General features: G+C 41.1%; 9 protein-coding genes. 3 read left to right on the forward strand and 6 right to left on the reverse strand.

Annotation, left to right across the window (positions count from 1 at the left end; translation table 11 throughout):
- Positions 1 to 237: 237 nt before the first annotated feature.
- The 3 genes from hrpA to AAEY97_RS20425 form a co-directional block, all read right to left on the reverse strand.
- The gene (gene hrpA, locus AAEY97_RS20415) at positions 238 to 4113 is read right to left on the reverse strand and encodes an ATP-dependent RNA helicase HrpA (protein WP_351001124.1); all 3876 of its coding nucleotides are present in this window, start codon (positions 4111 to 4113) and stop codon (positions 238 to 240) included.
- 77 nt (positions 4114 to 4190) lie between these two features.
- A complete protein-coding gene (locus AAEY97_RS20420) occupies positions 4191 to 4607 on the reverse strand; it encodes a CBS domain-containing protein (RefSeq protein WP_182744032.1) in 417 nt (138 codons plus the stop codon).
- A gap of 171 nt (positions 4608 to 4778) precedes the next feature.
- Positions 4779 to 5813 carry an isoaspartyl peptidase/L-asparaginase family protein gene (locus tag AAEY97_RS20425; protein ID WP_351001127.1) on the reverse strand — a complete coding sequence of 345 codons (1035 nt, stop codon included), beginning with the start codon at positions 5811 to 5813 and terminating at the stop codon, positions 4779 to 4781.
- A gap of 188 nt (positions 5814 to 6001) precedes the next feature.
- Here AAEY97_RS20425 and AAEY97_RS20430 point away from each other — a divergent pair, with 188 nt between their 5' ends.
- The gene (locus AAEY97_RS20430; RefSeq protein ID WP_351001136.1) at positions 6002 to 7792 is read left to right on the forward strand and encodes an autotransporter assembly complex protein TamA; all 1791 of its coding nucleotides are present in this window, start codon (positions 6002 to 6004) and stop codon (positions 7790 to 7792) included.
- Positions 7789 to 11703: an autotransporter assembly complex protein TamB gene (gene tamB, locus AAEY97_RS20435; protein ID WP_351001130.1), complete on the forward strand. Its 3915-nt coding sequence runs from the start codon at positions 7789 to 7791 to the stop codon at positions 11701 to 11703. The genes AAEY97_RS20430 and tamB overlap by 4 nt, the downstream gene beginning before the upstream one ends.
- A 113-nt stretch (positions 11704 to 11816) precedes the next feature.
- Here the strand turns inward: tamB and rplY are convergent, their stop codons facing one another.
- The 3 genes from rplY to AAEY97_RS20450 all read right to left on the reverse strand — a co-directional run bounded on the left by rplY (position 11817) and on the right by AAEY97_RS20450 (position 14821).
- Positions 11817 to 12104: a 50S ribosomal protein L25 gene (rplY, locus tag AAEY97_RS20440; protein WP_011636915.1), complete on the reverse strand. Its 288-nt coding sequence runs from the start codon at positions 12102 to 12104 to the stop codon at positions 11817 to 11819.
- Between the two features lie 490 nt (positions 12105 to 12594).
- On the reverse strand, positions 12595 to 13146 hold the full coding sequence (mepK, locus tag AAEY97_RS20445; RefSeq protein ID WP_101086766.1) for a peptidoglycan L,D-endopeptidase MepK: 552 nt from the start codon (positions 13144 to 13146) through the stop codon (positions 12595 to 12597).
- 253 nt (positions 13147 to 13399) lie between these two features.
- Entirely contained in the window at positions 13400 to 14821 is a 1422-nt protein-coding gene (locus AAEY97_RS20450) for a L,D-transpeptidase family protein (protein WP_351001133.1), read from the reverse strand.
- A 293-nt stretch (positions 14822 to 15114) separates the two neighbouring features.
- On the opposite strand from AAEY97_RS20450, the gene AAEY97_RS20455 reads away from it, so the two are divergent.
- Positions 15115 to 15390: an HU family DNA-binding protein gene (locus AAEY97_RS20455; protein ID WP_101086764.1), complete on the forward strand. Its 276-nt coding sequence runs from the start codon at positions 15115 to 15117 to the stop codon at positions 15388 to 15390.
- Positions 15391 to 15526 lie beyond the last annotated feature (136 nt).

Here is a 15526-nt window from a genome sequence, read left to right on the forward strand (position 1 = left end):
TGGAGTGCCTCACTCAAAAATAATGCCCTGCACTCAGTCTGCACTATCAAAGCATTTAACGAATATGGCTAAGCTTTTGGTTTAGAATTAATAGTTAAAGCGGATTAGTTGCCAGGAAATGACAGGTCTTACAGGCATAACTAGAAATTGAATCAATTTGGGATAATAAAAAACCGACATCACCTAAGTGATATCGGTTTTATTCGCATCGTCATGCGATGGAGCAACGCATCAAGGTTACACTTGACTGATGGAATTCAATACTCGCTTTTCTGAAATAGGATAAGCGGTACCTAATACCTGAGCAAAACAAGATACCCGGTACTCTTCTATCATCCAGCGAGCTTCAATGAGTGCCTCTGGGACCGGTTGTGAACGTGGCACTTTGGCTAATTGAGCCGTTAACGCCTCTTGTACTTTTGCAATACTGTGCATGTGTAATCGATCACGTGTTGGGTCAACAGGTAGCTTATCGAGTCTATTTTCAATGGCTTTTAAATAACGAACAACATCCGTTAACCGTTGCCAGCCACAGTCTTCGACAAATCCTTTATACACAAGGCTATCAAGCTGAGTTTGAATATCACTCATTGCAAATGCAATATCTAAGCTAATTTTGCCCTTTAGACGTTTTTTAATACGTTGATAAATTGTCAAAATTTGCTCTACATTGAGCGCAATGCTCTCTGCTGTTGGGTTAAGCTCTTGGCGAACCCACTCTTTTGCTTGCTCGAACTGCTGCTCATTGCGAATGTCTAGTTGCTTTTGATCTAACAACTGCTGTACCGCTGCATTAATAATATCTTCGATTAATATCTGCACTTGTCCAAATGGATTAAAGTACATTGCTAGCTTTGCTTTATTAGGCAAAGCTTGTTGCAAATGTTTCACTGGCGAAGGAATGTTTATCAACAGTAATCGGCGTAAGCCTACTCGATGATGACGCTTTGCTTCATGTTCATCATCAAATAACTTAATCGCCACATCGGTTTTATTATCAATCAATGCCGGATATGCTTTAACTTCGTAATTACCTTTGCGCTGCTGATATTGAGCGGGTAAATCACCGAACGACCACGTAGTGATAGCCTGTTGTTCAATGCCTTTGTCAGCTACTTTACGTATTGCTTTAGCCACAACACCTTGCAGTTGGCCTTTTAATAGTTCTAAATCACGACCTTGGGCAACTAAACGACCATGGTCATCCTCAATCTTAAAGTTCATCTTAAGATGTTCTGTCAGTTGAGTTACATCAAAGTCGTCAGCAGAAATGCGTACACCGCTCATGCGCAGTAACTGTTTACACATGGTATCAAGCATCGATAACTCAAACGGCTTCATCGCTTGATAACATGCCCGAGCATAATCTGGGGCGGGAACAAAATTACGACGCAAATTTTTAGGCAAAGATTTAATCAGTGCAATCAACTTTTCTTGTCGTAACCCAGGCACTAGCCAATCAAAGTCACTGTCATCAATTTGATTAATCAGTGCAACAGGAATATGCACTGACACGCCGTCATCAATACTACCCGGTTCAAAATGATAACTGACAGTTAAGCCGAGATTACCTTTATGCCATATTTCTGGAAAATCGAGCGCAGATATATGGTCGGCACTACGCTGCATTAATAAGGCTTGGCTGTAATCGAGCAAGTCTGGCGTTTGTTGACGCGCTTTTTTCCACCAGGCAAAAAATAGTGGCCCATTATAAATGCCAACGGGTATTAGTGGTTCGTAAAAATCCACCAACACTTGTTCATCGACCAAAATATCTCGGCGGCGAGATTTATGTTCTAGCGACTCTATGTCATTAAGCAATTTTTGATTATTAACAAAAAACGTTTCTTTCGTCTGTAACTGCCCTTCGGCTAAAGCACTGCGAACAAAAATTTCTCGAGCTTCTATTGGGTCAATCGGTCCGTATTGCACTCGACGACGATTCACTATGGTCAAGCCATAAAGAACTTGGTTCTCAAGTGCTATAACGCTTGCCGCTTTGGCTTCAAAATGCGGTTCTAGATAATTCTTTTTCACTAAATGTGAGGCGAGTGATTCTAACCATTCAGGGTCTATTTTGGCGCAACAACGCGCAAATAAGCGTGAGGTTTCAGTCAGCTCAGCAGCCATTATCCACTTAGGACCTTTTTTCGCTAAAGGCGATCCCGGAAACACAAAGAATTTACGGTTACGCGCCCCTAGATACTCGTTGTTCTCGCCTTTAAAACCAACATGACTTAACAAGCCTGATAATAATGCTCGATGTAACTGTTCATAACTGGCTGCACTGTCATTAATACGCCATTTCAATTCATGGACGGCTTGTTTCACTTGAGTGTATAAATCTTGCCATTCACGTACGCGTAAATAGGCGAGATATTCGTCACGACATTGTTTTCTAAACTGACTGGCTGATAGCTCATGCTTTTGATCTTTTACGTGATCCCATAACTTCACCCAGCTGGCAAAGTCAGAGTCTTTATCCGCATACCGGCGATGACACTCGTCTGCTGCTTGTTTCTTTTCTGCGGGACGTTCACGCGGATCTTGAATCGACAAACCTGCAGTAATCACTAATGCTTCGTGTAAACAACCCAATTTGTTCGCTTCAATGACCATTCGGGCTAAACGCGGATCGAGTGGGATTTTCGCTAAATCTTTGCCTAATGGCGTTAACACTAGGTCATTACCAGACTTTTTAACCGCTTGTAATTCTTCAAGCAATAAAAAACCGTCTCGAATGTGTTTTTGATCCGGTGGTTGAATAAATGGAAATCCGCCAATGTCACCTAATCCAATTGCCAACATGTGCAAAATCACTGAAGCAAGATTGGTTCGTAATATTTCAGGATCAGTAAATTCAGGGCGCTGAATAAAATCCATTTCATCGTAAAGTCGAATACAAATACCTGGGCCTACACGACCACAACGTCCTTGACGTTGATTGGCACTGGCTTGCGATATGGGTTCTATCGGTAAACGTTGTACTTTCGTACGGTAACTATAACGGCTTATGCGTGCGGTACCAGGGTCGATAACATAACGGATCCCAGGCACGGTTAATGACGTTTCGGCAACGTTGGTAGCTAATACAATACGACGGCCAATATGGCTTTTAAAGACTTTAGATTGTTCACCGTAAGAAAGGCGCGCATATAGTGGTAAAACTTCAGTATCGCGATATTGCTGTTTATTGAGTAAATCAGCGGTATCGCGAATTTCACGCTCACCATTCATAAATATCAATATGTCGCCAGGACCCGCGGCCATTAACTCGTCTACGGCGGCAAAAATGCCATCACTAACATCTAAATCTTCATCAGTGTCGCGCACTAAAGGACGATAACGCGTTTCAACTTCAAATGTACGACCAGACACTTCAATAACAGGTGCATTATTAAAGTGTTTTGAAAAACGATCTACATCTATGGTAGCCGACGTAATAATAACTTTTAAATCAGGACGTTTTTTTAATACCTGCTTCAGATATCCCAATATAAAATCAATGTTTAAGCTGCGTTCATGCGCTTCATCAATAATAATCGCATCGTACTGGTTTAAAAATCGGTCCGAGGTGAGTTCGGCGAGCAAAATACCATCGGTCATCAGTTTAATATAACTGTTGTCACTCATGGCATCAGCAAAACGAACTTTAAAGCCAACAACTTCACCTAATGGGCTGTTAAGTTCATCAGCAATACGATTCGCGACACTTCGTGCAGCAAGACGACGAGGTTGGGTATGGCCAATTAAGCCTCGAGTTCCTAAACCCAGTTCAAGACAGATTTTAGGTAACTGGGTTGTTTTACCAGATCCTGTCTCCCCCGCCACAATCACCACTTGATTATTGGCAATAGCAGAAGCTATATCGTCACGTTTTTGCGACACAGGAAGTTCATCTGGATAACTAATAATAGGTCTAGACTGCAAGCGCTGCTGCGCTTTTTGATAGGCTTGCTGCGCAGCTTCCGTTAACTGCGCTAACGTTTGGGATTTTTTTTCAGACTCGGCTTCTTTATTGACACGATACAAACGACGACGAATTTTAGCAGCATCGGTTTGATAACAAAGATTGAGATACGCCTTAGATAGCGGGTGAAGGTCCGAATTCAAATCTGATTCCCTTGCTTACATCAAAAAAAGCGATCCTAGCAAGGAAAACAGCAGAATGGTATTGATTTTAACGATTGTTAAGCTGGAGATAAGTAACACTGTTGCATATAAATATTCATCGCCTTAAGCACATTGGTCCGATTAATGGTTCCAATGACTTTTCCGGCACTCAATACAGGATAAATTTTTGGTTTAGAGCCTAACATTTGTTCAGCTAATTCCAATATACTTTCATCGGGAGTAACTGATAATACAGGGCTTTTCATACAATCTGCCACTGTACTGGTCATATCACAGTGGTAGCTACTTTTTAACATCACTGACAAGCAATCTTGTTGGGATAAGAACCCCACTAACTTTCCAACACTATCCACAACTGGCGCGCCGCTCTTATTACTTTCGAGTAGTTTCTCAACCGCTATTGCCAGTGACATATCTGCGGTTAACAGTATCGGACGTCTATCCATGTGATCTTTAATTTTTATTGAATCCATATTGCCCCCTAAATGCACGCTAATTGACTACGTGCTTAATAAATCTCGTCAATCAATTCAAAATGAATCAACATTCAAGTACTGACTTAATTTAAGTTTAGTCAATAATGGCTCAGTGGATAGAAAATAAAACCGATTGTTTTAATCGGTCTTTATCATCACAGCTAGGACTTACTTGTCACGCCAGATCATGACTGTGGCAGCTTGGCCTTTGCTTCGAGTTGCACGATACATACCTTCGGTATTAAATGGCGTTGCGATATTGCCACGCTGATCAATTGCTATCACGCCTCCAGTTCCACCAGCTGATATTAAACGTTGATTAATGACTTCATCAGCCGCTTGAATAATCGATACTTGTTGGTATTTAACTCTAGCGCATATGTCACCCGCCACTTGATAACGGATAAAATACTCACCGTGCCCTGTTGCAGATACCGCACAGACACCATTTTCAGCATACGTTCCGGCGCCAATGACCGGAGAATCACCAATACGGCCAAAACGTTTTGCTGTCATGCCGCCAGTTGATGTCCCTGCAGCAAGGTTACCTTGCTTATCAAGTGCAACAGCACCCACGGTGCCGTATTTATAATTGGCTTTTAACTGTTCTACTGACGCCTGATAATCTCCGCCATTATTTTGCTCGGCTTCAATGATACTCGCCTTAGCATCAAGCAACTGTGCATAACGATGTGGGGTATCAAAATGACTGTTAGGCACTAAACTAAATTGTTGGGTTAGCGCAAATTCTTCCGCCCCTTGTCCATAAAGCATCACATGGGGTGATTTTTCCATCACCTTTCTTGCTAAATCAATCGGGTTTTTAATATGTTTAACCCCAGCGACGGCACCTGCATTCATAGTGTTACCGTCCATGACGGAGGCATCAAGTTCATGGCCACCATCAAAGGTATAAACAGCGCCAATCCCTGCATTAAATAATGGGCTATTTTCTAACACATTTATCGCAGATTGAACCGCATCGAGGCTGTCGCCGCCTTTATCTAACACTTTATATCCGGCATCAACTGCCTGTTTAAGTTTGTCGCGAATGGCTTTCTCTTGCTCAGGGCTTAGACTGGCTGCTGAAATAGTGCCGGCGCCACCATGGATTGCTATAGTAAAAGGTGTATCGTCTTTAGCAAAACTGCTATTGGACGTTAAGCTTAAACATAGCGTAATCGTTAAATATAATTTATTCATGTTAGAAAAATCCTTGAAGGTGGTTTATCTTTGTAACCATTTCTGTTTGTAATTTCAATCATATCCTTGCGACTTTTATACTTTGTAGCGACAATGGTCATCATCATCAATTTTGGAAAAGTTAGCTTAACTTGTCGACAAAACGCCTTAAAATTAGCCAATTCCTATTACTTTCGTTGACATTACTGATGTCAGGCTTGGTGCTGGCCGACGAAAATTGGTTAACGATTAACGTTACCGGCGTGCCGAAAAAAATTGAAAAGAACATTTTTGCTCATTTAGGCACACTGCCAGATAACGATGTTCAGCGGCGAGCATTTTTATTTACCGTTGACGATAACACCCATGATGCCCTTGAATCCATGGGCTACTACCATGCAATTTTAGATATTGATGTCAAAGAGAATGATAAAGGCCCTTGGGAGTTAAGCCTCAATATAACCCCAGGCGAACCGGTCATTATTCAATGGGTGGATATTAATTTTCAAGGTGACATGCTCCAAGATAATACTTTTTCGCTGTGGCTTAATAGCTTGAAAATAAAACCTGGTGATACCTTAAACCACGGTGTATATGATTCGATAAAATCACAGTTGATCACGTTAGCGCTGGCAAGAGGATATTTTGATGGTCAATACACCAAATCAGAAATCAACATTAATCGTGACTTAAATACCGCCCAAATTAACCTACAGTTTAATTCTGGTAAACGCTATTTATTTGGTGATGTTCACTTTGAAGGCAGTACTCTCAATGATGACGTTGTTGAATCATTGATTCCTTTTGATGCTGATGCGCCTTACGCCACACAGCTATTAACTGAGTTTAATCGCAATTTATTAGATACTGGTTATTTTAGTAATATCAAAGTATTGCCACAACTAAACAAAATAGATACTGGGGTAGTTCCGATTAAAGTTGAGCTAAGCCCTCGACCTAGCCATCTTATTGAAGTGGGTTTAGGTGCTGATATAGGTAATAGTACAGAAAACAGTGTTGATCCTCGTGTGCGAGTCACCTGGCGCACGCCGCAAATCAATCGCTATGGCCATTATCAAGAAACCACTGCTGAATGGTCACCTGAGCGACCTAAGATTTTAACCACTTATACTATTCCGTTAACTCACCCCTTAGATGATCAACTGAAAATAAAACTCGGATTATTACGCGACACCTATGGTGTCACCCAAGATTACGACGCTGATAAACGCCAATTTAATAATACCGGGCAATTAGAGTCTAAAAAGTATCTCGTTGGCTTAACGCGTCAAAGGCGATCTAAAAGTAATTGGTTACATGGATATTCAATTGAATCCGTTAGAGAGTTTTATAATCAACTCGATACAGATTACGATCCACGTTTTTATTTGTTGGGTTTCAATCTCACCAAAACAGTTCGTGGTGACAACACGCTCGATCCCAAATCTGGGTATCGTCAAACTTACAGTGTTGAATACGCCGACCCGTCCTTAGGATCCACCATCCGCCTAGCACGTTTACAAGCCCGATTTAAATGGGTAGATACTATATTCGATAAACATCGTTTTGTTGCTCGAGTCGATTTAGGAGCCAATATTGCTGATAAAAACGATATGGCGAATATACCGCCATCGTTACGATATTTTGCCGGTGGCGACCAAAGCATACGAGGTTACAGTTACCAAGAATTAGGTCCCTACATTGACTACACCAACAGTGAAGGTGGCTTATCTCGACAGGTTGTCGGTGGGCGCTACTTAGCAATTGGCAGTATTGAATATCAATATTATCTAACCCCGACATGGCGAGTTGCCACCTTTGTCGATGCTGGTAATGCTTTTGATACACAGCAGTTTGAACCAGTAGTATCGGTTGGTGGAGGATTACATTGGATATCACCCATTGGCCCGATTCGAATGGACCTAGGTTTTGGCTTAAAAGAAACCGAGACAGTTGCACGTTCATATCGTTTCCATTTAACAATGGGAACTGACTTATGATAGATAAACATACTGAACAAAGTACTTTGCAACATAATGAGCAAAACGCTCAGTCAGAGGAATCACTCAAGCCAAGTAATAAAAAAGCACCTAAATCAACCCGTCTATCTGCAAGAATTTGGCGCAGTATTAAGCTATCTACCCGAATACTGATTTATGTCCCTTTGGTATTATTGATGCTGTTTGCCATCATCATGGGCACCCCATTTGGCAGTAAAATGGGGGTGATGTTCGTTAATCAATTTGTCAGTGATATCGATGTTGAATATGCTTCAGGCACCTTAAATGATGATATAACGTTGCATCACTTGTCATGGTCAATGCCAGGGATTAGCGTCGAAGCTGATGATTTAACTTTAAAATGGCTGCCAACATGTCTGATTAACAAACAGCTTTGTGTCACAAATCTGCTGGCATCAAGTATTGATGTGAACATTATCAGTGATGATATTCCAGTAACCAAAAATACCGTTGAAACGGGGGATATCGTCGATCCCTTTACCGAGCTTAAATTACCGATTAGTATTAATCTTAGCCACGCCCAATTGGCCAATATTAATGTAGATGTTAATGGTATGACTTTTTATGCCGACAATTTAACGACTCAAGCTATCTGGAATAACGCTGGCCTTGTGGTTGAATCACTCACCAGCCAAGGGCTAATCGTCAACATCCCAGATGCAACATCAACAAGCCAAACACGTTCTCAGCCAAATAATAAAGCAACAAACCAAACCGCCGCACCCAAAGAAACTTCATGGCCATTGGCTAACTTACCACAGGTGTTTATGCCTTTTCCTGTCAATGTGAGACAGTTTAATGCCACCGACAGTCAGCTCATTATCGGCCAGCGCAACGACCATTTTAGCCATATCGCGTTAGCTGCCAGTTTTCGTCAATTTCAGCTTGGGATAACCCAACTAGACATTCAACATGATGATGGTGATGTGAGTGTTATCGGTGATATTAGCTTACACGATCATTATCCACTGACATTAAAACTACTTGCTAATGTCGAAAATCTGCCTGAGTTGCCAGGGTTTCAACAGCAACAACTCCGTGTAGATCTTACCCAAGACTTAAGCCAATTAAATATCAACGCCATCGCTAAAGGCGATAGCCATTTCAATCTTGCAGCAGACATTAATCTCACCACGCCGGCGCTTGAATACCAAGTAACACTTACCGATGCCGCTTTGCAATGGCCGTTAAAAAACCCCCTGTACACCAGCAACATTACCCACTTTACCAGTAAAGGTAATATAAAAGACCAAGTGGCGCGGTTTGAAGGGCAACTGACAACACCTTACCACCCTACTTTGGCAGTTATTGCAGATGTTGTTAACAACAATCAAAAGTTGACCATCAATAAACTCAATTTACAGTCAATCGCGGGCAACCTAGATCTAACTGGGCAGCTATCATATAAAGATGACATAACCTGGCAAGCCAATGTGCTTACCAACGACATTCAGTTGCAATATATTGATTATATTAATCAGCAAAATCCGATCAAAAGTAAATTCAGTGGCCATTTTAATAGCACGGGCAGCATTGCCGATAAGCAGTGGCAAGTGGCCATTCAAGACGCCGATTTAACCGGTCGATTAAATGGATACCCGTTGAACTTGCAAGGCGATATTTCATTAAATCAAGATTTTGCGATTAACGCGACAAATCTGCAGGCCAATGCCCTTGGCGCTCAATTAATCATCAATGGCCAAGCAGACAAAACATGGGACATCGATGCCGAACTTAGCGTTCCCGATGTCAGTCAGTGGCTAAAAGGCGGCCGCGGCAATATTTTTGCAAAAGTTGATGTTACGGGTAATAGTGCCGACCCAATTGTGGATATTAACGCGCAAATCAGTCAATTCAGTTACCAAGGAAGTAAAATTGACAGCCTTGATTTACTGGCTAATTATCGCCCTTATTCGCAGCATCAATATCGGATAGAACTGCATAATAATAATCTTGTATGGGACAGCTATAAGCTGACAGATATCGCATTCATCAGTGAAGGCAATCAACATCAACAACAAAGCACACTTAATACTCAAGGTGATGTGGTCATCAATACTCAAATGGCCAGTAGTAGTAATATTGATAAACAACAGATCAATGCCACATTAACAGAATTTAATATCAGTAATGCTCTTGGGCAATGGCAACAAGATAAACACATTACCTTCAGCTGGGATCAGCTCAATCATAGTGGCAGTGTAAGCAGTTTTTGCTTAGTGCATCCCCACAATAAATTGTGCTTAATCAATGATGTTAATCTAGGTCACACCGGCCAGGCCAATATCACCTTTACCGGTAATCCCGGAAAATCATTGGCACCAGTGTTGTCTAAAAAAATCACTTGGAGCGGTGAAGCAGCGCTAACCAGTCAAGTTAATTGGGCTAAAGGTAAAAAGCCCACTGCTAATGTTCAGTTTACGCTTTTACCGGGCAATATTAAGCTAAGCCGCGCCAAAAACAACACCATCAGCATCGACTACCAGCAGTTACTATTACAAGCATCGCTTGATGAGAAACAAATTACTAGTTCATTGAGTTTTGATTCGTCCGGCATAGCAAGTTGGCAAAGCCAACTAAGTGTCAACATCACGCCCGATCGGACCTTACAAGGTACCATTAATGTTAATGAACTTAATCTCGCTCCTTTTGGAGAGTTCTTTCCAAGGCTAGAAACCTTAGAAGGCATGTTATCCAGTCGATTAAATTTATCCGGCACCCTTATGGACCCTAATGTCTCGGGTAATATTAAACTCAGTGACGGTGCATTTGCCTTATCCACCAACCCAACATTAATCGATAAACTGTACTTGTCACTGGCTCTAGAAGGTCAGCAAGGACAACTCAATGGCCAATGGCATATGGGTGACGGGCAAGTGAGCACGACAGGTACCCTTGCTTGGCCTCAAGGGAAATTTAGTGGTGACATTGATATTAAGGGTGAAAATTTAGCGGTAATTCAACCACCAATGGCAATATTAAATGTCTCTCCAGATATTAATATGACCTTTGATGAGCAACTGTTTGCGATAAAAGGCAACGTCAACGTGCCATCAGGACAAATAAAAATTACTCAGTTAGCTGAAGGAGGCGTTGCGGTATCGAACGATGTGGTATTTAACGATTCAGTGTCTGAACAAACCGTTAAAACCAGTCCTTACGCCGTTACAGCCGATTTGAATATCAGTGTCGGTAAACGCCTTACTATTGATGGTATGGGTCTTAAGGGAAGGCTAGAAGGCGATCTGGTACTAAAACAGCAAGCTTTTAAGCCGCCCATGTTATTTGGTGATATTAAAGTCAACAAAGGGACTTATAAGTTTATGGGGCAAACCTTAAGTATTAATACTGGTGAAGTCCAATTTATTGGTCCAACAGAATTGCCAAACCTAAATATAGAAGCAACTAGAGACATTAAAGAGAGCGATATCACCGCCGGTGTTCGAGTCACTGGTACCCCAATGCGCCCAGTGGTCACCTTATTCTCTAATCCAGCAAAAGAGCAAGCCGAGGTGCTTTCTTATATTTTGACGGGTAAAGGTTTTACCAGTACAACCAACCAACAAAGTAACTCACTAATGATGGGAGCCGCGCTCAGTTTAGGTTCACAATTTGATGGTGGAGCAATGAATAGCATTGGCAGTACTGCGACAGGACTGATTGAAAAGTTTGGATTTTCGAATGTACAACTTGATACTAATGATGACGGTAAAGTGGCTGTGAGTGGGTATATAGGTGAAGACTTAATGATTAAGTATGGCGTGGGAGTATTTAACCCCGGTTATGAAATGACCGTACGATATTATTTGTTTTCACAATTATATTTAGAGAGTGTGTCTAGCACCTTAAGTCAATCACTGGATATCTACTATAGCTTCGAAATCGATTAGCATTTGGCATTTGGCATTTGGCATTTGGCATTTGGCATTATAAGAATAAATTTAGCGATAAACATTCAGTCATAAAAAAAGCGCCCTAAGGCGCTTTTTTTTCACATTTGCGATTAAGCAAACATAAAGTCAATGTGTTCAACCAATTGCTTGAATGCGTGACGTTGGATAGCTTTTACACGAACTTTAACTTCTTTACCTTCAATAGAAACGGTTAAGTCAGTTGTGTAAAAGTCATCATTTAACTGGATGTTAATGATGTCTTTGTGTTCAAACTTGATTGATACAGGCTCTTTACCTGGACCATAAATTACTGCAGGAACTTTACCGGCATGACGTAGGCGGCGGCTCGAACCTTTCCCGATTTCTGTGCGGGTTACTGCGTTGATTGTGTAAGACATTAGTCACTCACTTAATAATTAATAAAGTATGAAGGCGTCATCATTTTCGACCAACGATGACTCAAATAAAGCGCGCGGATATTACCACAGCCATTATCAACCCACAAGAAGATATACCAATCCTATTAAATATGTGCTCTTTCAGCGGGAGTTCAAAGTGCTGTAGGCAAGGCAGATGATTGAAACAAATAGTGATGATCGGTAACAAGCTCATGCGTTACTCTACCTCTAGCATCTAACCGCTAGCATCTGACCGCCATGAATAGTGGGAATGTCTTATTTTTATGGAAATAGACCATGCAGTCGTATTTTGAAAGCATCTAATGAAGCATAAAGTACTTTGAAACCCGCCAGAATAGAGTCTCTCAGGTATGCCACTTCTGTGTTGCATCGATTTAAAAGGGAACAACCATTTCTACATCAATACGCCTTGAAATGAAAAACCTGACAGACTCTGAACTGACCAGATATTTAATGATATTGGTATTAATTAACCCCAACGCCTCACTGGCCCACAATCAATATGCACAAACCCATCTCGAGGATAAAATCCTACACCACCTAATTTAAGCGACTCAGCAGCATCGCGTAAGTGTTTAGTTTTCACTCCGGGTAAGGCAATATCCATCGCCATGCCTTTCATGTGATAACTTTTCTTGGCAACCCCATTGCTTCGCGATGCGAGCATTTGATTTGTTTTGGGTGAACGATAAGCTGAAATAACATGGATTTCATCTTGATTATCTAATGTAACCTGTAATTTATACAAATATTCAAATAATCTTTTATCAATCGGTGCGGCTAAATTTTGGCGGTGATCCCGTAATACTTGATTAAATTCAGTCAACGTTTCTGATTGATATTGACCATCAACCCAAAAACTTCCTTGGCTTCTTTCACCAGTATGCAAATTATAAAAACGTAAATCTTTAACACCAAGAGTAGAACGACTTGCTTGCGCGGTATTCGGTAACAGAGTTACCACTGCGGCACCGCTTAAGCCTAATAATAACTGCCGACGAGTTAGGCACTCTATTGTCATTTATACACCACTTAAATTATCTAAATTACGATACTTATCGGCTTTAAAAGCACGATTTCATCTTCACAGCGCTTTTCATTGCGTTGTTGCTTTTTTATCCAACTGGCGAATAAATTAACCATTAATGCTGATAAATGCAAGTATGCCTATGTTGAGATGTGCATTAAACACACTAACTTACATAAGAGTGTGATATAGCTCAAGTACTTAGGGATGAAGTAAAACCTCATTAACTTTGTTTCATCAATTATGATTATTGCACAATATCGTTACTGGTGACTTTATGGCTTAATAACTTCATCGACTCTACTGGGGTTAATTGATAAATGTCATCTCGGTACTGCGCAACATGCTGTTCATCGACCCAAGCGCGCCAATATACCATGTGAACAGGCAAGGTTGATGATAAGGCAAACCATTGAGTTTGAGTGTGATTAGACTGCAAATGAGCCCAAGTACGCTTATCAATAACTAAATGGTTGGCAAACCAGTCGGCTAACTGTTGTACTTTTTCAATTCGCACACAACCTGATGATACATCCCGCTCCACATGTGCAAACATTTCAGGTGTTGGCGTATCATGTAAATACACGCTCTGGTCATTGTTAAAGTGGAATTTATAACGGCCTAATGCATTACCGTTACCGGGGCGCTGAACCACTCTGTACGGGAATGTCCCTTTTGCAGCCTGTTGCCACTGTTGAGGTGTTTTATCGACACGATGACCTTCATAATCAAACACATCAAAATGTCTATCGGTAAAGTAAGCACCATTTAATCTAACTTGCGGTAAAATATCCTTACGTAAAAGTTGTCGAGGTACTGTCCAGGTGGGATTGATAACTATATTAGAAATTTGCCCCGTCATCACCGGAGTCTGTCGATATGGCTTACCCACAATCACTTTCGACGTCAACACCACTTCATTTTGATCGACTAATACCATTTGAAAAGCGGGAATATTAATCAACAGATAAGACTGAGGGAGCTGGCTTAAATAGGTCGTTTTTTCGACAAAACTTTTTGCTAATAAAGAGGCTCGTTGTTGTGGAGTTTGATTTAACCAGAACAAGGTTTTAGGACCAATAACCGCGTCGGCCTTTAACCCATGCCGAGACTGAAAGCGTTTAACACTTTGCTCCAAAGCCGGTTGATATTTATCTTCATCCGCAAGGTATGCGTACGCATCACCTAATAACCACAAACGTTGATTAATTTGCTTAATGCTTGGGTGACTATCTCCAGGGCGCAATAGCCCTTCAAGCGTGATGGTTGGCCAATCTTGCGTTTGCGATAACCACATTAACTTACGCAGATCATTTATTACCCCAAGGTAATCATCTGCAGCAGGCTCCAGTGCAATGTTTTTATCACGTAACGAAGTGGTGTTAGCTATTGAATCAAATGGCAGGGGTACTTGTTTATTATGCCAAAAAGCGGCCACACTCTGTTGAATGTTGTCGATATATTCTAATTGTTCAGCAGCGGACCCTGTCTGTAATATCGCTAAATATTGTGCCCGCTGTGCTGTGGGCTCAGCCAAATACTGTAATTGCAGATGTTGAGTCAAATTGCCGTATTGCTCTTCAGTGTTAGCCAACACAAATGGCGACACACACAAAAGCAATATACCCATTATGCTAACGTTTACAGACAGTTTCAGTTTGCTGAACATGCTATTCCCCATTGGCCCCACACAATGATATTGTCATGTTTTTTCACGTAAGTGAAATGAATATAGCCATTATGATTAATAATAAATGTGCTTGGGTGCAAGAAACAATTAATCAACAAAAGTGAATACCAAAGCGTTACCTATTCGCTACCTAAGCCTTACCTAAGTCAGTGAAAATTAATCATCTAGATGAAAAGTAACCAGTTAACATTAATTTATGAATACACAACTAGGAAGGGCCATGCTGAATTGTTATAAGGTGAATAAGAAGTACTGAAGCAATAGAGAATCACATGAATAAAAAACAACTCACTCAAACCATGGCCAACAAAATGGACATTCCTCAAGTTCAAGCTAAGCAACAACTTGAACAAATCCTAGCGGTTATTCATCAAGGTTTAGCAGAAGGTGAAAAAATTTACATCCCCCAGTTTGGTACATTTGAATTACGTTTTTACTTACCAAAACTAGGTCGTAATCCACAAACCGGTGAAACCATAGAAATTGACGGATTTAATCAACCCAGCTTTAAAGTATCACCCGCATTAAAAGCATTGATTAACGCTTAAGCCAAAGTGGTAGAAACCTTATAAGCCTAGGTACTAGAACGCTTCGCGGCTAGAGGCTATATAACTGCGTCACGAGAAAACGGTTTGCGGATTATTGTTGCATGCTGAGCGTAGAGTGCTCAACGTCTGGAGATTA

The sequence above is a fragment of the Shewanella sp. TB7-MNA-CIBAN-0143 genome, assembly GCF_040310065.1.
Taxonomy (GTDB): Bacteria; Pseudomonadota; Gammaproteobacteria; order Enterobacterales; family Shewanellaceae; genus Shewanella.